This is a genomic window from Variovorax sp. 01T432, assembly GCF_056398605.1.
This window is the reverse complement of record NZ_JBFTPS010000084.1, coordinates 1-20,634: the sequence shown is the minus strand read 5'-3', so window position 1 is coordinate 20,634 and position 20,634 is coordinate 1. Positions and strand designations below refer to the sequence as shown.

Here is a 20,634-nt window from a genome sequence, read left to right as displayed (position 1 = left end):
GGGTCGATGGTGGCGACGTCGCCGGTGGGGAACCAGCCGCGGCCCTCGTCATCCTTGACCAGCGGATCGCCGCCTTCGCCCTTGAAGTATTCCTTGACCACCCAGGGGCCCTTGACCATCAGRTCGCCGAAGGCCTTGCCGTCCCAGGGCAGTTCCTTGCCGTTGGCGTCGACGATCTTCATGTCCACGCCGAAGATGGCGCGGCCCTGCTTCATGCGCAGCGCCATCTGCTGCTCGGGCGACTGCGCGAGGTGCTTGTTCTTGAGCGTGCACAGCGTGCCCAGCGGCGACATCTCGGTCATGCCCCAGGCGTGCAGCACCTCGACGCCATAGAGCTGCTGGAAGGCATTGATCATGGCCGGCGGGCAGGCCGAGCCGCCGATGACCGTGCGCYTGAGGGTCGAGAACTTCAGGCCGTTGGCCTGCAGGTGGCCCAGGAGCATCTGCCAGACGGTGGGCACGCCGGCGGCGAAGCTCACCTTCTCGGTCTCCAGCAGTTCGTAGACCGACTTGCCGTCGAGCGCCGGGCCGGGAAACACCAGCTTGGCGCCGACCAGCGCGGCCGAATACGGAATGCCCCAGGCGTTGACGTGGAACATCGGCACCACGGGCAGGATCGAGTCGCGGGCGGAAATGCACATCACGTCCTAGCACATGCTCGACGCCGAGTTCTCGTCGAAGCTCGGCCAGGGGTAGGCGTCGGACTGCTGGCTCATCCACGCCTCGTAGCTCACGAGATTGGGCACGCCGCTGTCGGCGGGCAGCCTGTCGGCGTCGCACAGCGCGATCCATTTCTTCACCCCGGGGCAGCGCGCATGCACTGCCTGCACCAGCGGCAGGAAGCTGAGGTCGAAGCAGACGATCCGGTCGTCGGCATGGTTCGCGATCCAGGCGATCTGGTCGGGGTGCAAGCGCGGGTTGATGGTGTGCAGTACACGCCCGCTGCCGCTCACGCCGTAATAGAGCTCCAGGTGGCGGTAGCCGTTCCAGGCCAGCGTGGCGACGCGGTCGGAAAAGCCCAGATCCTCGGCTTCGAGCGCGTTGGCGACCTGGCGCGAGCGCGCGGCGACCTTGCGCCAGGTCGTGCGATGAATGTCGCCCTCGACACGTCGCGAGACGATCTCGGCATCGCCGTTGTGCCGCTCGACGAATTCGATCAGCGAGGAAATCAACAGGGGCTGGTCTTGCATCAAGCCCATCAGCGGAGCGCGCATCGGTGTCCTTTCGAATGGGGTGACGGATCAGAAAGCCAGGCGCACGCCGATGTCGTAGCCCATCGCGCTGCCGGGCTGCGATGTGGCGTTGGACACGTAGCCCGGCTGCGGAATGATCGCCGGGTTGCTCAGCACCTGCGGCGTCACGCCCATCACGCCCGGGTTGTTGTGGCCGTCCTTGATGCTGATGCGCGCCACGGTGGCATAGAGCGCCGTGCGCTTCGACAGGTTGTACACATAGCCCAGCGCCAGCTTGTTCACCGACGCATCGCCGTTGATCGGGTTCGTGCCGTTCTTGAAGTTGACCCGGCCGTAGGATGCGCGGATCAGGCTCGGGCCGATCGGGACCGTCACGCCAACGACGGCGCCGTCGTAGCGGTCGTCCATGCGCTGCGCGACGACGCCCTTGCTCTGGTCCCTGACCTGCGACAACTCGCCGTAGGCCTTGGCCGGGCCGAAGTCATAGCTCGCGCCGAGGTTCAGGGTCTTGATGTCTTCGCGGGAGGTCGCGGTGCTGGCCACGGTGCTCTCGCCATAGGCCAGCGCCATGTCCAGCGCGCCCTGAGTCCATCCGAAGCGCCCGCCCGCGTAGCGCCCGCGCTGCGAAGGGCTGCCCGCGACGTTGCCGGTGTCCACGTTCTCATGGAACGCGTACTGCAACTGGCCGTAGAAGCCGCCCAGGTTCGGCGGCAGGAAGTAGCTGATCGCGTTGCTGGTGCGAAGATAGTTGTCGGTGCCCAGGGAGGCGCCGCCGCCCAGGAGGCCACCGGTGGCCAGCCCGCGCGCGATGGCCAGGTTGCTGTTGACGACCGCGATGACGTTGGTGCCCACGCCGCTGACGCCGAGCGGGTCGAAGACGCCGTCCGCGTAGAACGTGGCCGTGTAGTCGCGACCCAGCCGAAGCTCGCCCAGGGAACCGGTGAGGCTCAGTGTCGAGCGGCGCGTGAAGCTCAGGTTGCCGACGCCGGAGTCGTTGGCCAGTGGCGATTCGAGCCAGAAGCCGGCCGCCAGCCCGCCGCCCAGGTCCTCGGTGCCGCGAAGCCCGAGCCGGCTGGTGTTGAAGCCCGATGAAGAGACCACCCATTGGCTCTGGCGGGCGCTGGTCGAGCCCGACGCGGAAGTCGGAAGGTTGAAGAAACTGCTCTTGGTCGAGTAGTAGCTCAGGCCCGCGTCCACCACACCGAACAGCGTGAGGGACGATTGCGCCGAGGCGGCGCCGGTTGCTGCCAGGGCGGCGAGAGCCAGGTAGGTCTTCTTCATGATCGGGTGTCTCGAAGGGGAGGAGGGCGAGCGGTGCCGTGGCATCGCGTCGGCGTTGTTCGATTGAACTGACAATGACTTTAGAAGCCGATGCGTGGCGATGCCTTCGCATTTGATGCCAGGTATTTGACATTTCATGCCAGGCAAAGATGAGGAGCCCCTCGGAACGAGGCAGTGCCGACGCAATCGCTTGATCCATGTCAAGCGGCCGGGCCCCACATGCTTCTAGCCTTGCCGCTGATGGACATCCTCTTCCTCCTGATCCCGTTCTCGGTCGTGCTCGTGCTGCTGATCCTCGGCGGTCTGTGGTGGGCGGTGGACCGTGGCCAATTCGACGACGTCGAGCGCGAGGGCGAGCGCATTCTCCGCAACGATTGATCTGCGTCAACACGCCGGGCACGCCGCGCCGGGACACTCGTCCCAGTTCAATGATGAAGGCTCGACGATGCAAGCACCCAACCCCCCCGCAGCTGTCTACAGCGACACCGTTGTGCGCCAATTCGCCATCATGTCGGTGGTCTGGGGCGTTGTCGGCATGCTGGTCGGCGTGATCATCGCCTCGCAGCTGACCTGGCCGGAACTCAACTTCGGCATCCCCTGGCTCAGCTACGGGCGGCTGCGGCCCCTGCACACCAACGCGGTGATCTTCGCCTTCGGCGGCTGCGCGCTGATGGCCACCAGCTTCCACGTGGTGCAGCGCACCTGCCAGGTCCGGCTGTTCATGCCGGCGCTGGCCTCCTTCGTCTTCTGGGGCTGGCAGGCCGTGATCGTGGCCGCGGCCATCAGCCTGCCCCTGGGCTACACCAGCGGCAAGGAGTACGCCGAACTCGAATGGCCGATCGATATCGTGATCGCCGTCGTCTGGGTCGCCTACGCCGTCGTCTTCTTCGGCACCATCGGGCGGCGCAAGGTACGGCACATCTACGTGGCCAACTGGTTCTACGGTGCCTTCATCATCGCGGTGGCGCTGCTGCACATCGTCAACAGCGCGGCGGTTCCGGCCGGCTGGATGAAGAGCTACTCGGCCTACGCGGGCGTGCAGGACGCGATGGTGCAGTGGTGGTACGGCCACAACGCGGTCGGCTTCTTCCTCACCGCCGGCTTCCTCGGGATGATGTATTACTACATCCCCAAGCAGGTCGGCCGTCCGGTGTATTCGTACCGGCTCTCCATCGTCCACTTCTGGGCGCTCATCTTCACCTACATGTGGGCGGGCCCGCACCATCTGCACTACACGGCGCTGCCCGACTGGACCCAGTCGATCGGCATGGTGTTCTCGCTGATCCTGCTGGCGCCGAGCTGGGGCGGGATGATCAACGGGATCATGACGCTCTCGGGTGCCTGGCACAAGCTGCGCACGGACCCGATCCTGCGCTTCCTGATCGTGGCGCTGTCCTTCTACGGCATGGCGACCTTCGAGGGTCCGATGATGTCCATCAAGACCGTCAACGCCTTGTCCCACTACACGGACTGGACCATCGGCCACGTGCATGCCGGCGCCCTCGGCTGGGTCGGCTTCATCACGATGGGCTCGCTTTACTACCTGATTCCCCGCCTCTACGGGCGCACCGAGATGTACAGCATGAGGGCGATCGAGACGCACTTCTGGATGTCCACCATCGGCGTCGTCCTCTATATCGCCGCCATGTGGATCGCCGGCGTCATGCAGGGCCTGATGTGGCGCTCCATCAATGCCGACGGCACGCTCACCTATACCTTCGTCGAAGGCGTGAAGGCCACCTATCCGTACTACATCGTGCGCCTGGTCGGGGGCGTGCTCTACCTGAGCGGCATGCTGCTGATGGCATGGAACGTGTGGATGACGGTGATCTCGGGCCGCTCGGTGCGCGCGCCCATCCCCATGCCCGCCGTCGCCACCGCCTGAGGAAGACCCCATGAGTTCCAGCAATCCCAAGACCGGCTTCTCGCACGAGAAGATCGAGACCAACAACGCCCTGATGATCGTGCTGATCCTGCTGGTCATCGCCATCGGCGGCCTGGTGGAGATCGTGCCGCTGTTCTTCCAGAAGTCGACCACCGAGCCCATCACCGGCCTGCAGCCGCCCACCTCGCTGCAGGTGCTGGGCCGCGACATCTACGTGCGCGAGGGCTGCTACAACTGCCACTCGCAGATGATCCGGCCCTTCCGCGCCGAGACGCTGCGCTACGGCCACTATTCGGTGGCCGGCGAGTTCGTCTACGACCATCCCTTCCAGTGGGGCAGCAAGCGCACCGGCCCCGACCTGCACCGCGTCGGCGGGAAGTACAGCGACGAGTGGCACCGCATCCACCTCAACAACCCGCGCGACGTGGTCCCGGAGTCGAACATGCCGGCCTATTCGTGGCTGGAGAAGGCGCCCCTCGACGGCGACGAGGCCGCCGCCCACATGCGGGCCCTGCGCCGTGTCGGCGTGCCCTTCACCGATGCGCAGATCGCCGCGGCGCCGGCCGACGTCAAGGGCAAGACCGAGATGGACGCGCTGGTGGGCTACCTGCAGTCGCTCGGGCTGACACTCAAGTAAGGAGCGAAAAGATGGACATCACCACCCTGCGGATCATCGCCACGCTGGCCTCGTTCGCCACCTTCATCGGCATCATGGTCTGGGCCTTCTCGCGCCGCAACGCGAAGGGCTTCGATGAAGCGAGCCGCCTGCCATTCGAACAGGACTGAGAGCACACCATGAGCGATTTCTTCAGCGACTTCTGGTCGAACTACGTGACCATCGTCTCGCTCGGCAGCATCCTGTTCTGCGCGCTGCTGCTGTGGCTCATGGCGCGCGCGCCGGCCGCGAGCAGCCCGGACAACACCACCGGCCACGTCTGGGACGAGGACCTGCGCGAGGCCAACAACCCCATGCCGCGCTGGTGGGTGGGCCTGTTCGTGATCACCATCGTCTTCGGCCTGGGCTACCTCGTGGCCTACCCGGGGCTCGGCAGCTACAAGGGCCAGCTCGGCTGGAGCACCGAGGGCGAGTACGCCAAGGATCTCGCGGCCGCCAAGCGCGAGCTTGAGCCTGTCTATGCCGGGTACGCCGCCATGCCCGTGGAACGCGTGGCCGCCGAGCCCGCGGCGATGGCGATCGGCGAGCGCCTCTTCCTCAACAACTGCGCCCAGTGCCACGGCTCCGATGCGCGCGGCGGCAAGGGCTTTCCCAACCTGACGGACAACGACTGGCTGCATGGCGGCACGCCGGAGAAGATCAAGGAGTCGATCACCCTGGGCCGCACCGGCGTGATGCCGCCGATGGCCGAGGCGGTCGGAACGGCCGAGGACGTGAAGAACGTCGCCAACTATGTGCTGAGCCTGTCGGGCAGTTCGCACGACTCGGTGCGCGCCGGCCTCGGAAAGGCCAAGTTCGCCGCCTGCGCGGCCTGCCACGGCATCGGCGGCGTCGGCAACACCGCCATCGGCGCGCCCAACCTGTCGGACAAGATCTGGCTGCACGGCTTCGGGCAGGACGCGATCGTCTCGATCATCAACACCGGCAAGACCAACCAGATGCCAGCGCAGCAGGGCCGCCTGAGCGAGGCGCAGATCCATGTGCTGGCCGCCTATGTGTGGGGCCTGTCGAACAAGCCCGGCGCCGCTACGCCCGTCGCCGCAACGCCCTGACTGAGATGCCACCCGAGACAAGGATGACCGATTCCACGCCCGTCAAGACCCGGCCCGCGCGCCGGGTGATACCGATCGCCGCGGCCACGGCGCCCGAGGGCGGCGGCGGTCTCTTCGCCGCGCAGGAAAAGATCTACACCCGCACCGTGCGCGGCGTCTTCGCGCGCTGGCGCTGGGGCATGGTGTTCCTGACCCAGCTTCTCTTCTATGGGCTGCCCTGGCTCGAATGGGGCCAGCGCCAGGCGGTGCTGTTCGACCTGGCCTCGCGGCGCTTCTACATCCTCGGGCTGGTGCTCTATCCGCAGGACCTGATCTACCTCACCGGCCTGCTGGTGGTGTCCGCGCTTTCGCTCTTCCTGTTCACCGCCGTGGCCGGACGCCTGTGGTGCGGCTATGCCTGCCCGCAGACGGTCTACACCGAGATCTTCATGTGGGTCGAGCAGAAGATCGAAGGCAGCCGCATCGCTCGCATGCGGCTGGACGAGGGGGAATTCTCGGTGGAGAAGCTGGTCAAGAAGTGGTTCAAGCATCTGGTGTGGCTGGGCATCGCGATGTGGACCGGCTTCACCTTCGTCGGCTACTTCACGCCGATCCGCGATCTGGGCATGGAATTCCTGCAGACGCGCATGGGTTCCTGGGAAGTCTTCTGGGTCTTCTTCTACGGCTTCGCCACCTACGGCAATGCGGGCTTCATGCGCGAGCAGGTCTGCAAGTACATGTGCCCCTATGCCCGCTTCCAGAGCGCCATGTTCGACCGCGACACGCTGATCGTCAGCTACGACGCCGAGCGCGGCGAACCTCGCGGTGTCCACGCCAAGGGCACCGACGCCCGGGCCCAGGGCCTGGGCGACTGCATCGACTGCGACCTGTGCGTGCAGGTCTGCCCGACCGGCATCGACATCCGCAAGGGGCTGCAGTATGAGTGCATCGGCTGCGGTCTTTGCGTCGACGCCTGCAACACGGTGATGGACAAGATGGCGACACCGCGCGGCCTGATCCGCTATGCCACGCAGAACGGCATGGCCGGCCACTGGACGCCCAGGCAGGTGCTGCGCCGCGTGCTGCGCCCGCGCGTGCTGATCTATACGAGCCTGCTGGCCGTGCTGTGCATCAGCCTGCTCACGAGCCTGGTGGTGCGCACGCCGCTCAAGGTGGACGTGGTGCGCGACCGCGGCTCGCTCGCCCGCATCGTCGAGGGCGGCGCGCTCGAGAACGTCTACCGGCTCCAGATCATGAATGCGACCGAGAAGCCGCAACGCTACAGCATCGAGGCCAGCGGCCTCCCGGGCCTGAACGTCTCGCCGGCCGGGCCGGTGGAGGTCGGTGCCGCCCAATCGCGCTGGGTCGCGGTGCGCCTGCAGCTGCCCTATGGCAGCACGCCGGCCGGTTCCCACAACGTGTATTTCGATGTGCGCTCGGCCGACGGCCGCGCGCGCGTGTCGGAGAAGGCCACCTTCATGGTGCCTCGCTGAGTCACAAAAGGAGAAGAGATGAAAGACGCAGAAGAATCACAGGCCAGGAGCGGACCCTGGTGGTCCTACCCACTGGTCTGGATGGTATTCGGCGGCCCCGCGGTCGTCGTCGTCGCCGGCCTCACGACGCTCTGGATTGCCGTGAAGATGCCCGATCCGGTGATCGCGGCGGACTACTACCGCCAGGGCATCGAGATCAACAAGACCCTGGCCGACAAGAAGCTGATGCCCGCCCTGGCCGGGCGCAACCACGCGGCGACGCCGGCGGCCGACCTGGCGCCCTGAGCGCCGCTCAGCAGTTCGCCGGATTGACGATGCGCTGCAAGGCGTCGGGGTCCACGATGCGCAGGTTGCGGTGCTGGACTTCGACGATGCCGTCCTCCGCGAACTTCGACATCGCGCGGCTCACGGTCTCGAGCTTGAGCCCGAGATAGCTGCCGATCTCCTCGCGCGTCATGCGCAGGACGAGTTCGGAGCGCGAGAATCCGCGCGCGTGCAGTCGCTGCACGAGGTTCAGCAGGAAGGCGGCCAGCCGCTCTTCGGCCCGCATGCTGCCCAGCAGCAGCATCACGCCGTGCTCGCGCACGATCTCGCGGCTCATGACCTGGTGCACATGGCGCTGCAGCGTGGGGACTTCGCGCGACAGCGTCTCGATGCGATCGAAGGGCATCACGCAGACCTCGGCGTCCTCCAGCGCGACGGCGTCGCAGCTGTGGCGGTCGTTGACGATGCCGTCCAGCCCGATGATCTCGCCGGCCATCTGGAAGCCCGTGACCTGGTCGCGCCCGTCCTCGCTGGTCACGCGGGTCTTGAAGACGCCGGTGCGGATCGCGTAGAGGGAGGTGAAGCGCTCGCCGTTGCGAAACAGGGTCTCGCGCCGCGCGACCTTGCGCCGCGTGGCGACGAGGTTGTCGATGCGCTGCAATTCGTCCGGGCTCAGGCCGCTCGGCATGCAGAGGTCGCGCAGGTTGCAGTTCGAGCAGGCGACCTTGATATGTTCGGTTTTCATTGACTTGGTCGTGGTTTGCGCGATTGTCCAAGCGCGCACCTGAGGGAGGATTGACGCACGTCAAGGATCGCGGGGCATGCCGGCGCCATAGTGGGCCATTTCCAGTGTCCAGAGCCTCTTCATGCTTCCAGCGCCAGTCATCGCCATTCCCGCGCCGTCCTCGCCGCTGCCGTCGCCCGCCATGCTGCGGCGCCTCGACGTGCCCGGCCCGCGCTATACCTCCTATCCCACCGCCGACCGCTTCGTGGAGGCGTTCACCGCGCAGGACTATGCCCACGCCCTGAGACTGCGCTGCACGGCCGGCGCGCGGGTCCGCCCGCTGTCGGTTTATGTGCACATCCCGTTCTGCGAGTCGCTCTGCTACTACTGCGGCTGCAACAAGATCGTGACCCGCCAGCGCGGCAAGGCGCGCGAGTACCTGAACTACCTCGCGCGCGAAGTGGAGCTTCAGGTGGAGCAGCTCGGCCGGGGCGCCGTCGTCAGCCAGCTGCACCTGGGGGGCGGCACGCCGACTTTCCTGGAAGACGCGGAGCTGCGCGAGCTCATGGCGCTTCTTCGGTCCGCCTTCACGCTGTCGCCGGAGGGCGAGTACGCGATCGAGATCGATCCGCGCACCGTGGACGCCGATCGCCTCGCGGTGCTGGCGGAGCTTGGATTCAACCGCCTGAGTTTCGGCGTGCAGGATTTCGATCCGGAGGTCCAGAAGGCCGTCCACCGCATCCAGCCCGCGCAGCAGGTGTTCGACCTGGTGGCGGCCTCCCGGCGGCTGGGCTTCTCCTCGATCAACGTCGATCTCATCTACGGACTGCCGCGCCAGAGCACGGCCTCCTTCGACCGCACGCTGGCGCAGATCTGCGAGTTGCGTCCGGACCGCATCGCGCTCTATGCCTACGCCCATCTGCCAGAGCGCTTCAAGCCGCAGCGGCGCATCGCGGCCGAAGACCTGCCGGAGGCGGCGGTGAAGCTCGGCATGCTCTCGCGCTCGATCGCGGCCTTCACGGCGGCCGGCTATGTCTACATCGGCATGGACCACTTCGCGCTGCCCGACGACCCGCTCGCCGTCGCCAAGCGGCAGGGCCGGCTGCATCGCAACTTCCAGGGCTACAGCACGCACCCCGACTGCGACCTGGTCGCCATCGGCGTCTCGGCCATCGGCCGCGTGGGCGCCACCTACAGCCAGAACGCCAAGACGCTGGAGGAGTACTACGACCTGCTCGACCAGGGCCGGCTGCCGGTGGTGCGCGGCCTGGCGCTCACGCGCGAGGATGTGCTGCGGCGCGCGGTGATCATGGCGCTGATGTGCCAGGGCCATCTGGACTTCGAATCCTTCGGGCTGGCGCACCTGGTGAACTTCAGGGATCACTTCACGCCCGAGTTCGCCGCCCTCGGTCCGCTGGTGGCGCAAGGGCTGGTGCGATTGAGCGACCACGACATCGAGGTCACGCCGACCGGCTGGTTCTTCGTGCGCGCCATCGCGATGGTGTTCGACCAATACCTCCAGGCCGACCGCAACCGCACGCGCTTCTCGCGCATCGTCTGATCATGCAGGCGGCGCTGGTCGGAACCGCGCTCCTCATGGGGCTGGCCGGCGGGCCGCATTGCGTCGCCATGTGCGGCGCCGCGTGCGCGGGCGTCATCCGCATCGTGCGCGCGCCGGCCGGCGGCGGGGTCGCGGCGCTGCCCGGCGCGGCACGTGCCTTGCCCGCGTCCATGGTCTTCCACGCGGGCCGAATCGCTGGCTATTCCGCCGCCGGCGCCGGCGCGGCCGCCGCCTTCCAGGGACTCGGATTCGCCAGCGAACAGGTCGCTGCGCTGCGGCCCTTGTGGGTGACGCTCCACGTGTTCGTGCTCGCCTGGGGCCTGTCGCTCGCGGCGCTGGGGCGCCAGCCGCTGTGGGCCCACCACATCGGCCGTGCGCTGGCGGCGCGCCTGCGGCCACTCACCGGCTCGACCTGGGGCGTGCTCGCGACCGGCGCGCTCTGGGTCTCGATGCCTTGCGGGCTTCTTTATTCGGCCCTCATGCTCGCCGGCCTCGGCAATGACAGCCTGCAGGGCGCGCTGGTCATGGCGCTCTTTGCCGTCGGCAGCGGCCTCTCGCTCGTGCTGGCACCGTGGCTCTGGCGGCACATGCGCGCGCTCGGCGCGATGCGCGGGGAGTGGGGCACCCGCCTTGCCGGCGGCGTGCTCGCCGCCGTGGCCGGCCAGGCGCTGTGGATGGACCTCGGCCGCCAGATCGAGATCTGGTGCCGCTGAGCGTCTCGCCGCATCCTCAGTAGTTCGCCATCAGGCAGGCCTGACCCCGGGGCATGAAACCGGGGTCACAGTCAAATTCGGCGTTCGATGGCATGAGTTTCTTAGTAGGCCTGGCCCAGCTGGTCGAGCACGGCCGGGTTCTCCAGCGTCGAGGTGTCCTGCGTGATGGCCTCGCCCTTGGCAATGCTGCGCAGCAGGCGCCGCATGATCTTGCCGCTGCGCGTCTTCGGCAGGTTCTCGCCGAAGCGGATGTCCTTGGGCTTGGCGATGGGGCCGATCTCCTTGGCCACCCAGTTGCGCAGCTCGGTGGCGATCCGCTTGGCCTCATCGCCGCTCGGGCGGCCGCCCTTCAACACCACGAAGGCGCAGACCGCCTCGCCCGTGGTCTCGTCGGGCCGGCCGACCACCGCCGCCTCGGCCACCAGTTCCGTGCACGACACCAGCGCCGATTCGATCTCCATCGTCCCCATGCGGTGGCCGCTGACGTTGAGCACGTCGTCGATGCGGCCCGTGATGGTGAAATACCCCGTCTTCGGGTCGCGGATCGCGCCGTCGCCGGCCAGGTAGTAGCGGCCCTGGAATTCGCTCGGGAAGTAGCTGGCCTTGAAGCGCTCCGGGTCGCCCCAGATGGTGCGGATCATCGACGGCCACGGCTTCTTCATGACCAGCAGCCCGCCCTGACCCCACGGAAGCTCGTTGCCCACCTCGTCCACCACCGCGGCGCTGATGCCGGGGAAGGGCAGGGTGCAGGAGCCCGGCACCAGCGGCGTGACGCCCGGCAGCGGCGTGATCATGTGGCCGCCCGTCTCGGTCTGCCAGAAGGTGTCGAGCACCGGGCAGCGGCCGCCGCCGACGTTCTGGTAGTACCACTCCCAGGCGGCGGGGTTGATCGGCTCGCCGACCGTGCCGAGGATGCGCAGGCTGCTCAGGTCGTAGTTGCGCGGGTGCACGGCCGGCGTGCCGTCGGCGAGCTTGATGAGCGAACGGATGGCCGTGGGCGCGGTGTAGAAGACGGTGACCAGGTGGTCCTGGATCATCTTCCAGAATCGGCCGGCATCGGGGTAGGTGGGCACGCCCTCGAACACGACCTGCGTCGCGCCGAGCGCCAGCGGCCCGTAGGCGATGTAGGTGTGGCCCGTGACCCAGCCGATGTCGGCGGTGCACCAGAAGACATCCTCGGGCTTCAGGTCGAAAGTCCAGCTGCAGGTGAGCGCCGCATGCAGCAGGTAGCCGCCGGTCGAATGCTGCACGCCCTTGGGCTTGCCGGTGGAGCCGGAGGTGTAGAGCAGGAAGAGCGGATGCTCGGCGCCCACCCATTCGGGCGCGCAGGCGGTGGGCTGCGAGGCGCTCAGCTCGGCCATCCACAGGTCGCGCGGGGCCTGGAAGGGCACCTCGCCGCCGGTGCGCCGCGACACCAGCACATGGCGCACGCTCTCGCATCCGCCGAGCGCCAGCGCCTCGTCGACGATCGCCTTCAGCGGCAGATGCTTGCCCCCGCGCACCTGCTCGTCGGCCGTCAGCACGAGCACCGCGCCGGTGTCGGCGATGCGGTCGCGCAGCGCATGCGCCGAGAAGCCGCCGAACACCACCGAATGGATCGCGCCGATGCGCGCGCAGGCCTGCATGGCGACCACGCCCTCGATCGACATCGAGATGTAGATGACCACGCGGTCGCCCTTGCCCACGCCCAGCGACTTCAGCGCATTGGCGGTGCGGCACACGCGCTCCAGCAGTTCGGCGTAGGTGACGGTCGTGACCTTGCCGTCGTCGGCCTCGAAGATGATGGCCGTCTTCTGCCCCAGGCCGCGCTCCACGTTGCGGTCCAGGCAGTTGTAGGAGGCATTGAGCGTGCCGTCGGCGAACCACTTGAAGAAGGGCGCATCGCTCTGGTCGAGCACGTCGATGAACGGCGTCTTCCAGGTGATGAACTCGCGCGCCAGCCTGGCCCAGTAGGCCTCGTGATCGGCGTCCGCTTCGGCTACCAGCTTGTCGTAGGCCGCCCGGCCGGACACGTGGGCATTGCGCACCGTGATGGCGGACGGCGTGTAGTCGGGCGATGCCGAGGGGGTTTCATTGACAGTCATGTTGTGATGCTCCTAGACGCGTTCGAAGATGGCAGCGATGCCCTGGCCGCCGCCGATGCACATCGTGACCAGCGCTCGCCGGCCCCCGGTGCGCTCCAGCTCGTACAGCGCTTTCGTCGTGATGATGGCGCCGGTGGCGCCGATGGGATGGCCCAGCGAGATGCCCGAGCCGTTGGGATTGACCTTGGCCGGGTCGAAGTCGAGCTCGCGCGCCACGGCGCAGGCCTGCGCCGCGAAGGCCTCGTTGGACTCGATGACGTCGATGTCCTTCAACTTCAGCCCGGTGCGCTCGAGCACGCGCCGCGTCGCCGGGATCGGGCCCGTGCCCATCAGCGTCGGATCGACGCCGGCATGGCTGTAGCCCACCAGACGGGCCATCGGCCTGAGGCCGTGCGCCTTCACCGCCGCCGCGCTGGCGAGCACGACGGCGCCCGCGCCGTCGTTGATGCCCGAGGCATTGCCCGCGGTGACCGTGCCGCCTTGCTTCTTGAAGGCCGGCTTCATCTTGGCCAGTGTCTCGACGGTGGTGCCGGCTTTCACGTGTTCGTCGACCTCGAACACGATCGTTCCCTTGCGCGTCACGATCTCCACCGGAACGATCTGGCTCTTGAAGCGGCCGTCGGCAATGGCGAATGCCGCCCGGCGGTGGCTCTCCGCGGCCAGCTCGTCCATCATCTCGCGCGTGATGCCGAAGAGCTCGGCCACGTTCTCGGCCGTCATGCCCATGTGGATGCCATGGAAGGGGTCGTGCAGGGCCGCCACCGTGTAGTCGACCATCGCCGTGTCGCCCATGCGGGCGCCCCAGCGCATCGCGCTCGAGTGAAAGGGCCCGCGCGACATCGACTCGGCGCCCGCGCCGACAGCCATCTCGCAGTCGCCGAGCCAGATGGCCTGCGCCGCGGAGATGATGGCCTGCAGGCCCGAGCCGCACAGGCGGTTGACGTTGAAGGCCGGCGTCTCCTTGGGCAGGCCGGCGTTCACGGCCGCCACGCGGCTGAGGTAGGCGTCGCGCGGGTCGGTCGGGATGACCGTGCCCATCGCCAGGTGGCCGATCGCATCGGCCGGCGCGCCGCTGCGCTGCAGGGCGGTCTTCACGGCCAGGGTGGCGAGCTCGGACAACGGCGTGTCCTTGAGCGTGCCGCCGTAGGTGCCGATGGCGGTGCGCACGGCGGAGACGATGAAAACTTCGGGTCTTGCGGTCATGGCTTGTTTCCTTGGGGTTGCTTCACTCGATGGCACTCGCGGAGCGCGCGCGCTCGCGCAGCACGAATTTCTGAATCTTTCCGGTCGATGTCTTGGGCAGTTCGCCGAAGTGGATGCGCTTGGGCATCTTGAAGCGCGCCAGCAGCGGCCGGCAGAAGTCGAGCAGTTCCTCTTCCGACACCGAGCGGCCGGCCTTGAGCTCGACGAAGGCGCAGGGCACCTCGCCCCATTTCGCGTCGGGCAGGGCGACCACCGCCGCGCTCAGCACGGCCGGATGGTGGTGCAGCGCATCTTCCACCTCGATGGACGAGATGTTCTCCCCGCCCGAGATGATCACGTCCTTGCTGCGGTCCTTGATCTTCACGTAGCCGTCGGGGTGCAGCACGCCGAGGTCGCCGGTGTGGAACCAGCCGCCCGCGAAGGCTTCCTTGGTGGCGCTCGGGTTCTTCAGGTAGCCCTTCATCACGGCGTTGCCGCGGAAGAAGATCTCGCCGATGGTCTCGCCGTCGGCCGGCACGGGCAGCATCGTCTCGGGGTCGAGCACGCTCACCGCCTCCTGCAGGGGGTAGGGCACGCCCTGGCGCCCGTTGAGGCGGGCGCGGTCCTCCACTGGCAATGTGCGCCATGCGTCCTGCTTCGCGCAGACCGCCGAGGGGCCGTAGACCTCGGTCAGGCCGTAGACGTGCGTGATCTCGATGCCCGCGGCCTCGCAGCCTTCGAGCATCGCCGCCGGCGGCGCCGCGCCCGCGACCAGGCCCTGGATCGTGTGCGCGATGCCCTCGCGCAGCTGCGCCGGCGCGCTGATCATCATGCTGAACACGATGGGCGCGCCGCACATGTGCGTCACATGGTGCTCCCTGATCAGCGAGAAGATCGCCGCCGGGTCGACCTTGCGCAGGCAGACGCTGGTGCCCGCGACCAGCGCCATCGCCCACGGAAAGCACCAGCCGTTGCAATGGAACATCGGCAGCGTCCACAGGTAGACCGGCTGGTCGGGCAGGTTCCAGGCGATCACGTTGCTGGCCGCGCTGAGGTAGGCGCCGCGGTGATGCGTGACCACGCCCTTGGGGTTGCCGGTGGTGCCGGAGGTGTAGTTGAGCGCAATGGCATCCCATTCGTCGGCCGGCAGTTGCCAGGCGAAGTCCGGGTCGCCGCCGGCGAGGAAGCTCTCGTAGTCGGTTTCCCCGAGTCGCCGCCCCGGGGGCGCCAGCGCGTCCTCGACCTCGATCACGAAGGGGCGCTTGCTGCCGAGGTGGGACAGCGCCTGCTCCACCACGACGGCGAATTCGCGGTCGACCAGCAGCGCCTTCGCTTCGCCATGCTGCAGCATGAAGGCGATGGCCGGCGCATCCAGTCGCGTATTGAGCGCATTCAGCACGGCGCCGCACATCGGCACCCCGAAATGGGCCTCGAACATGGCGGGCGTGTTGGGCAGCATGGCAGCCACCGTGTCTCCGTGCCCGATCCCGCGGGCGGCGAGGGCGCCGGCCAGGCGCCTGGCGCGCTCGCAGGTCTGGGCCCAGGATCGGCGCAGCTCGCCGTAGACCAGCGCGCAGCGCCCGGGATAGACCCGCGCGGCCCGTTCCAGGAAGCTGAGCGGCGAGAGCGCCACGAAGTTGGCCGGGTTCTTGTCCAGGCCCATGGCGTATGGATTGACGTGCGTCATGAATTCGACTTCCTTGAGCTGTTCGAGGGTGCGCTTAGGCGTTAGCCTGAAGCATCGCGGATGAACATTGCACGAGCAGCGTCGAAAGATGACGAATGTTTGCACCGCATCGATCGGAGGCAACTTGAGAGACAAGGCTTTATCGACGGGCGCGGCCCCGCTGGAGCGATACCAGACGCTTCAAACCGGGCTCGACCTGCTGGACCAGGGGCTGTCCATCTTCGATGGCAAGCTGCGCCTGGTGGCATGGAACAAGGCTTACGTGCGCCTGCTCGATTTCCCGGAGGCGATGGCGCACCCGGGCGCTTCCTTCGAAAGCTTCATCCGCTTCAACGCCGAACGCGGCGAGTACGGCCCCGGCGACCCCGACGCGCTGGTGGCCGAGCGCGTGGCGGCGGCACGCAGCTTCGAGCCGCACGAGATCGAGCGCACCCGCCCCGATGGCCGCGTGCTGCACATCCGGGGCATGCCGGTGCCGGGCCACGGCTTCGTCACGCTCTATTCCGACGTGACCGAGCAGCGCCGGGCCGAGCGCACGATCCTCGAGCAGAACGCCGACCTGGAGAGCCGCGTCGCGGCCGGCACCGCCGAGCTGCTGCGCAGCGAGCGGCGCCAGCACGAGGTGATCGCGCGGGCCCAGAAGCTGGAATCGCTGGGCCTCATGACCGGCGGCCTCGCGCACGACTTCAACAACATCCTCACGGTGGTCATCGGCAATCTCGCGGCGCTGGTCGATGCCAGGGCCGCCGATCCGCTGGTGTCGGAGTACGCGCAGCCGGCGCTGGACGCCTCGCGGCGCGCGGCGGCGCTGGTCAAGGGCCTGCTGAGCTTCGCTCGCAAGCAGCCGCTGCAGGCCGGGGCGACCGATGTCGCGGCGCTGATCGGCAGCGTCGCGCGGCTGGTGCGGCGCTCGCTGCCCGAGTCGCTTCGGCTGGACATCGACGCCGGCGACGCGGCGCTCTGGGCCTGGATCGACGCCAGCCTGCTGGAGCAGGCGCTGCTCAACATGATCCTCAATGCGCGCGATGCGACGCCGCCCGGCGGCCGCATCGTCCTGCGCGCAAGATCCGTGCGGCTCGACAGCGCCGCCGCCGCGCCGCTGCAGATCGCGGCCGGCGACAGCGTGCGCATCGAGGTCGAGGACGACGGCTGCGGCATGGATGCCCACACGCTGGCCCACATGTTCGAGCCTTTCTTCACCACCAAGCGCCCGGGGCGGGGCACCGGGCTCGGCATGGCGGTGGTGTATGGCTTCATCAAGCAGTCCGGCGGTGCCATCGACGTGCGCAGCCAGCCGGGAAGCGGCACCACGGTGTCCCTGTGGCTGCCTGCCGCCGAGGCTGTCGGAGCGGCCGCGGCCGCCCCTGGCGCGGCGCGTGCCGGCGCGCCACCCGCTGCGGCGGCCCGGCGCGGCCTGGCGCTGCTCGTGGACGACGACACGCAGGTGCGCCGCGTCGTGCGCCGCAGCCTGCGGGAACTGGGCTATGCGGTGCTCGAAGCCGAGAGCGGGGTCGAGGCGATGCATCTGCTGTCGCGCACCGAGGGCATCGAGCTGCTGCTCTCGGATGTCGTGATGCCGGGCGGTGTCGACGGGCTCGAGATCGCGCGCGAGGCGCGCGCGCACGGCCGGGTGCGCGCCGTGGTGCTGATGAGCGCATTCGCGCCGGGCGAGGCACCTTCGCCCGGCATTCCCTTGCTGACCAAGCCCTTCACCACGGCTGAGCTGGCCGATGCGATCGAGGCGGGCTCGCCATCATGAGAAGTCCCATTTCCAACAACTACGCCCCGGAAGACGGCACGCCGCCTTCGCTGATCTTCGTGATCGAGGATGATCCCGCGGTCGCCAAGCTGGTGCTGGCCACGCTCACCGAGTTCGGCTTCAGCTGCGAGGGCTTCCAGACCGGCGCCAGCGTGCTGCGCCGGATGCAGGCAGAGAAGCCCGACCTGTGCATCGTCGACCTCGGCCTTCCCGACATGGACGGCATCGACCTCATGCGCCGCATCACGGCCGAATCGAATGCGGGCGTGCTGATCCTCACCGGCCGCGGCCACACGGCCGACCGGGTGATGGGGCTCGAACTGGGCGGCGACGACTACGTCACCAAGCCCTTCGAATCGCGCGAGCTGGTCGCGCGGGTGCGCAGCATCCTGAGGCGGCGCACCGTCGTGCCGGGCGCGCCCTGCGGTCGCCAGCGGCGCTATGCATCGTTTCTGGGCTGGCGCATCGATTGCGCCTCCAACGTGCTGCGCGCGCCCGATGGCGCCGAGCATCTGCTGGGCACGGCCGAGACGCAGGTGCTGCGCTGCTTCGTGGAGCGGCCGCACCAGATCCTCACGCGCGAACAGCTCATGGGCGCGCGTGACCTGCTGCCGACCGATCGCAGCATCGATGTGCGCATCTCGCGCCTGCGGCGCAAGATCGAATCCGACCCGCACGATCCATCGATCATCAAGACCGTGTACGGAGCGGGCTACATGTTCGCCGCCGATGTCGTGTGGGGATGAGCGTTCGCGTCGTTCACTTCGTTCGCAGGGATTGCATCGCAATGTGACGAATGATTGCGTCGCCTCCGCGAGCGACATGTCGCTTCCTAGAATTTGGACAAACCTCAAGGGTCGACAGGCCCGTCGAGCCCTTGTGCTTTGCGAACTCCCAGGAGATGAACATGAGCGACCCCATGGTGGACAAGATCCAGGCCAATCCCAAGTATCTCGAACTGCGAAACAAGCGCAATCGATTCGGTTGGCTGCTGACGGTGATCATGCTGGTCGTGTACTACGGCTACATCGCGCTGATCGCGTTCAACAAGCCCTTCCTGGCCAAGCCCATCGGCGAGGGCGTGACCTCGATCGGCATTCCGATCGGGCTTGGCGTGATCGTGTTCACCATCGCGATCACGGCCTTCTACATCCGCCGCGCGAACGGCGAGTTCGATCGCCTGACGGCCGAAGTGCTGAAAGAGGCCACGCGATGAACCGCCGTCTCACGCAAGCAGCCGGCGCATTCTTGTTTCTGCTCTCGGCGGCCGGCACCGCCTTTGCGGCCGGCGCCGACCTGGGCCAGGTGGCGAAGCAGCCGACCAACTGGATCGCGATCGGCATGTTCTCGGTCTTCGTTCTGCTGACGCTCTACATCACGAAGCGGGCAGCGGCCAAGACCAAGTCGGCCGCCGACTTCTACACCGCCGGTGGCGGCATCACGGGCTTCCAGAACGGGCTGGCGATCGCGGGCGACTACATGTCGGCGGCGTCCTTCCTGGGCATTTCCGCGGCCGTGATGGCGACGGGTTATGACGGGCTGATCTACTCGATCGGTTTCCTGGTGGGCTGGCCGGTCATCACTTTCCTGATGGCGGAGCGGCTGCGCAATCTGGGCAAGTTCACCTTCGCCGACGTGGCGGGCTATCGTTTCCAGCCGGGGCCGATCCGCGGGTTCGCTGCCTCGGGCACGCTGGTGGTGGTGGCCTTCTACCTGATCGCGCAGATGGTGGGCGCGGGGCAGCTCATCAAGCTGCTGTTCGGGCTGGACTACTGGATCGCGGTTGTGATCGTCGGCGCGCTGATGATGATCTATGTGCTGTTCGGCGGGATGACGGCGACGACGTGGGTGCAGATCATCAAGGCCTGCCTGTTGCTGGCCGGGGTGACTTTCATGGCGATCATGGTGCTGGCCCAGTTCGGCTTCAGTCCCGAGGCACTGTTCGCCAAGTCGGTGGCGGTGCGCACGCAGTTTGCCGTCAACGGCGGCAAGAGTCCGGCGGAGGCGAGCGCCATCGGTCTCAGCATCATGGGGCCGGGCGGTTTCGTGAAGGATCCGATCTCGGCGATCTCCTTCGGCATGGCGCTGATGTTCGGCACGGCCGGGTTGCCGCACATCCTGATGCGCTTCTTCACGGTGCCGGATGCGAAGCAGGCGCGCAAGTCGGTGTTCTGGGCGACGACGTGGATCGGCTATTTCTATCTGCTGATCTTCATCATCGGGTTCGGCGCGATCACGCTAGTGCTGACCAATCCGGAGTTCGCGGACACGGCGACGGGCATCATCAAGGGCGGGGGCGGTGCGGCGAACATGGCTGCGGTGCTGGTGGCGAAGTCGGTGGGCGGCAATGTGTTCTACGGGTTCATCTCGGCGGTAGCCTTCGCGACCATCCTGGCGGTGGTGGCGGGGCTCACGTTGTCGGGCGCCTCTGCGGTGTCGCACGACATCTATGCAACGCTGGTGAAGAAGGGCAAGGCCGACAGCGCCTCGGAGCTGAAGGTGTCGCGGATCACGACGGTGGCGCTGGGGGTGGTGGCGGTGCTGCTGGGCATTGCCTTCGAGAAGCAGAACATCGCGTTCATGGTGTCGCTGGCGTTCGCGGTGGCGGCTTCGGCCAACTTCCCCGTGCTGTTCATGTCGGTGCTGTGGAAGAACTGCACGACGCGCGGCGCTGTGATCGGGGGCTTCCTCGGGCTGCTCTCATCGGTGGCGTTGACGATCGTGTCGCCTTCGGTGTGGGAGTCTACGTTGGGCAATCCCGTCGGATCGGCCTGGTTCCCGTATGCATCGCCCGCACTGTTCTCGATGACCATTGCGTTCGTCAGCATCTGGCTGATCTCGGTGCTCGACCGGAGCAAGCAAGCCGCGGTGGAGCGGGCGGCTTTCCCGGCCCAACGGGTTCGGTCCGAGACGGGGCTCGGGGCTTCTACGGCTTCTGGGCATTGAAATGCCTGAGGTGCGGGCGGGGCGCGGGGCGCGGGGCGTGGGGCGCGGCGGGGGGCGGTGTGCCCTTGGCCGGCCGACGTCACCGCCCCTTCGGGGTCCCCTGCGCTGCTCACGTCAGGCGGGGTCACGTGCAAACTCGCTTCRCTCAAACAGCA

General features: G+C 67.6%; 18 protein-coding genes and 1 pseudogene. 13 read left to right on the top strand and 6 right to left on the bottom strand.

The features are described from left to right. Together AC1DNF_RS33705 and AC1DNF_RS33700 are read right to left on the bottom strand one after the other, a co-directional pair. Positions 1-1,202: pseudogene (locus tag AC1DNF_RS33705) on the bottom strand (AMP-binding protein); the annotation flags it as partial. Positions 1,203-1,241: 39 nt separating this feature from the next. Continuing rightward, positions 1,242-2,474, bottom strand: coding sequence for a porin (locus tag AC1DNF_RS33700; RefSeq protein WP_478153048.1), 1,233 nt, complete (start codon positions 2,472-2,474; stop codon positions 1,242-1,244). 240 nt (positions 2,475-2,714) lie between these two features. On the opposite strand from AC1DNF_RS33700, the gene ccoS reads away from it, so the two are divergent. From ccoS to AC1DNF_RS33665, 7 genes are all read left to right on the top strand, one after another. Beyond that, positions 2,715-2,852 (top strand): cbb3-type cytochrome oxidase assembly protein CcoS, encoded by a 138-nt coding sequence (gene ccoS, locus AC1DNF_RS33695; RefSeq protein WP_478153051.1) that lies wholly within the window; start codon positions 2,715-2,717, stop codon positions 2,850-2,852. 67 nt (positions 2,853-2,919) lie between these two features. Next, positions 2,920-4,359: a cytochrome-c oxidase, cbb3-type subunit I gene (gene ccoN / locus AC1DNF_RS33690; RefSeq protein WP_478153047.1), complete on the top strand. Its 1,440-nt coding sequence runs from the start codon at positions 2,920-2,922 to the stop codon at positions 4,357-4,359. A gap of 10 nt (positions 4,360-4,369) precedes the next feature. Beyond that, positions 4,370-4,996, top strand: a complete 627-nt coding sequence (ccoO, locus tag AC1DNF_RS33685) for a cytochrome-c oxidase, cbb3-type subunit II (protein ID WP_478153045.1) — start codon at positions 4,370-4,372, stop codon at positions 4,994-4,996. A gap of 11 nt (positions 4,997-5,007) precedes the next feature. Then, positions 5,008-5,145 (top strand): cbb3-type cytochrome oxidase subunit 3, encoded by a 138-nt coding sequence (locus AC1DNF_RS33680; RefSeq protein ID WP_478153043.1) that lies wholly within the window; start codon positions 5,008-5,010, stop codon positions 5,143-5,145. Positions 5,146-5,154: 9 nt separating this feature from the next. After that, the gene (ccoP, locus tag AC1DNF_RS33675; protein ID WP_478153042.1) at positions 5,155-6,087 is read left to right on the top strand and encodes a cytochrome-c oxidase, cbb3-type subunit III; all 933 of its coding nucleotides are present in this window, start codon (positions 5,155-5,157) and stop codon (positions 6,085-6,087) included. 23 nt (positions 6,088-6,110) lie between these two features. Then, complete coding sequence (gene ccoG / locus AC1DNF_RS33670) at positions 6,111-7,559, top strand: cytochrome c oxidase accessory protein CcoG (protein ID WP_478153040.1); 1,449 nt, start codon at positions 6,111-6,113, stop codon at positions 7,557-7,559. Between the two features lie 18 nt (positions 7,560-7,577). Continuing rightward, on the top strand, positions 7,578-7,844 hold the full coding sequence (locus tag AC1DNF_RS33665) for a FixH family protein (RefSeq protein WP_478153039.1): 267 nt from the start codon (positions 7,578-7,580) through the stop codon (positions 7,842-7,844). Between the two features lie 7 nt (positions 7,845-7,851). Here AC1DNF_RS33665 and fnr read toward each other — a convergent pair whose 3' ends face one another. Beyond that, positions 7,852-8,592 carry a fumarate/nitrate reduction transcriptional regulator Fnr gene (fnr, locus tag AC1DNF_RS33660; RefSeq protein ID WP_478153049.1) on the bottom strand — a complete coding sequence of 247 codons (741 nt, stop codon included), beginning with the start codon at positions 8,590-8,592 and terminating at the stop codon, positions 7,852-7,854. Between the two features lie 97 nt (positions 8,593-8,689). Between fnr and hemN the strand changes: the two genes are divergently transcribed. Then, positions 8,690-10,108, top strand: coding sequence for an oxygen-independent coproporphyrinogen III oxidase (hemN, locus tag AC1DNF_RS33655; RefSeq protein WP_478153038.1), 1,419 nt, complete (start codon positions 8,690-8,692; stop codon positions 10,106-10,108). Between the two features lie 2 nt (positions 10,109-10,110). Further along, positions 10,111-10,821, top strand: a complete 711-nt coding sequence (locus tag AC1DNF_RS33650; RefSeq protein WP_478153036.1) for a sulfite exporter TauE/SafE family protein — start codon at positions 10,111-10,113, stop codon at positions 10,819-10,821. A 101-nt stretch (positions 10,822-10,922) separates the two neighbouring features. Here AC1DNF_RS33650 and acs read toward each other — a convergent pair whose 3' ends face one another. The 3 genes from acs to AC1DNF_RS33635 are packed head-to-tail and all read right to left on the bottom strand — an operon-like array spanning position 10,923 to position 15,774. Continuing rightward, positions 10,923-12,905 carry an acetate--CoA ligase gene (gene acs / locus AC1DNF_RS33645; RefSeq protein WP_478153035.1) on the bottom strand — a complete coding sequence of 661 codons (1,983 nt, stop codon included), beginning with the start codon at positions 12,903-12,905 and terminating at the stop codon, positions 10,923-10,925. 12 nt (positions 12,906-12,917) lie between these two features. Next, positions 12,918-14,108 carry an acetyl-CoA C-acyltransferase family protein gene (locus tag AC1DNF_RS33640; protein ID WP_478153033.1) on the bottom strand — a complete coding sequence of 397 codons (1,191 nt, stop codon included), beginning with the start codon at positions 14,106-14,108 and terminating at the stop codon, positions 12,918-12,920. A gap of 22 nt (positions 14,109-14,130) precedes the next feature. Continuing rightward, positions 14,131-15,774: an acyl-CoA synthetase gene (locus AC1DNF_RS33635; RefSeq protein ID WP_478153032.1), complete on the bottom strand. Its 1,644-nt coding sequence runs from the start codon at positions 15,772-15,774 to the stop codon at positions 14,131-14,133. 124 nt (positions 15,775-15,898) lie between these two features. On the opposite strand from AC1DNF_RS33635, the gene AC1DNF_RS33630 reads away from it, so the two are divergent. The 4 genes from AC1DNF_RS33630 (at position 15,899) to AC1DNF_RS33615 (ending at position 20,479) form a co-directional block, all read left to right on the top strand. Beyond that, on the top strand, positions 15,899-17,533 hold the full coding sequence (locus tag AC1DNF_RS33630) for an ATP-binding response regulator (RefSeq protein WP_478153031.1): 1,635 nt from the start codon (positions 15,899-15,901) through the stop codon (positions 17,531-17,533). After that, positions 17,530-18,279, top strand: coding sequence for a response regulator transcription factor (locus AC1DNF_RS33625; protein ID WP_478153029.1), 750 nt, complete (start codon positions 17,530-17,532; stop codon positions 18,277-18,279). The genes AC1DNF_RS33630 and AC1DNF_RS33625 overlap by 4 nt, the downstream gene beginning before the upstream one ends. A 161-nt stretch (positions 18,280-18,440) precedes the next feature. Beyond that, complete coding sequence (locus AC1DNF_RS33620; RefSeq protein ID WP_478153027.1) at positions 18,441-18,749, top strand: DUF485 domain-containing protein; 309 nt, start codon at positions 18,441-18,443, stop codon at positions 18,747-18,749. Beyond that, positions 18,746-20,479 (top strand): cation acetate symporter, encoded by a 1,734-nt coding sequence (locus tag AC1DNF_RS33615; protein WP_478153025.1) that lies wholly within the window; start codon positions 18,746-18,748, stop codon positions 20,477-20,479. The genes AC1DNF_RS33620 and AC1DNF_RS33615 overlap by 4 nt, the downstream gene beginning before the upstream one ends. Positions 20,480-20,634 lie beyond the last annotated feature (155 nt).

What these genes read in the sequence shown, in the direction of transcription:
- AC1DNF_RS33700 (WP_478153048.1), bottom strand. Translation starts at nt 2,474, where the DNA reads ATGAAGAAGACCTACCTGGCTCTCGCCGCCCTGGCAGCAACCGGCGCC.
- ccoS (WP_478153051.1), top strand. Translation starts at nt 2,715, where the DNA reads ATGGACATCCTCTTCCTCCTGATCCCGTTCTCGGTCGTGCTCGTGCTG.
- ccoN (WP_478153047.1), top strand. Translation starts at nt 2,920, where the DNA reads ATGCAAGCACCCAACCCCCCCGCAGCTGTCTACAGCGACACCGTTGTG.
- ccoO (WP_478153045.1), top strand. Translation starts at nt 4,370, where the DNA reads ATGAGTTCCAGCAATCCCAAGACCGGCTTCTCGCACGAGAAGATCGAG.
- AC1DNF_RS33680 (WP_478153043.1), top strand. Translation starts at nt 5,008, where the DNA reads ATGGACATCACCACCCTGCGGATCATCGCCACGCTGGCCTCGTTCGCC.
- ccoP (WP_478153042.1), top strand. Translation starts at nt 5,155, where the DNA reads ATGAGCGATTTCTTCAGCGACTTCTGGTCGAACTACGTGACCATCGTC.
- ccoG (WP_478153040.1), top strand. Translation starts at nt 6,111, where the DNA reads ATGACCGATTCCACGCCCGTCAAGACCCGGCCCGCGCGCCGGGTGATA.
- AC1DNF_RS33665 (WP_478153039.1), top strand. Translation starts at nt 7,578, where the DNA reads ATGAAAGACGCAGAAGAATCACAGGCCAGGAGCGGACCCTGGTGGTCC.
- hemN (WP_478153038.1), top strand. Translation starts at nt 8,690, where the DNA reads ATGCTTCCAGCGCCAGTCATCGCCATTCCCGCGCCGTCCTCGCCGCTG.
- AC1DNF_RS33650 (WP_478153036.1), top strand. Translation starts at nt 10,111, where the DNA reads ATGCAGGCGGCGCTGGTCGGAACCGCGCTCCTCATGGGGCTGGCCGGC.
- acs (WP_478153035.1), bottom strand. Translation starts at nt 12,905, where the DNA reads ATGACTGTCAATGAAACCCCCTCGGCATCGCCCGACTACACGCCGTCC.
- AC1DNF_RS33640 (WP_478153033.1), bottom strand. Translation starts at nt 14,108, where the DNA reads ATGACCGCAAGACCCGAAGTTTTCATCGTCTCCGCCGTGCGCACCGCC.
- AC1DNF_RS33635 (WP_478153032.1), bottom strand. Translation starts at nt 15,774, where the DNA reads ATGACGCACGTCAATCCATACGCCATGGGCCTGGACAAGAACCCGGCC.
- AC1DNF_RS33625 (WP_478153029.1), top strand. Translation starts at nt 17,530, where the DNA reads ATGAGAAGTCCCATTTCCAACAACTACGCCCCGGAAGACGGCACGCCG.
- AC1DNF_RS33620 (WP_478153027.1), top strand. Translation starts at nt 18,441, where the DNA reads ATGAGCGACCCCATGGTGGACAAGATCCAGGCCAATCCCAAGTATCTC.
- AC1DNF_RS33615 (WP_478153025.1), top strand. Translation starts at nt 18,746, where the DNA reads ATGAACCGCCGTCTCACGCAAGCAGCCGGCGCATTCTTGTTTCTGCTC.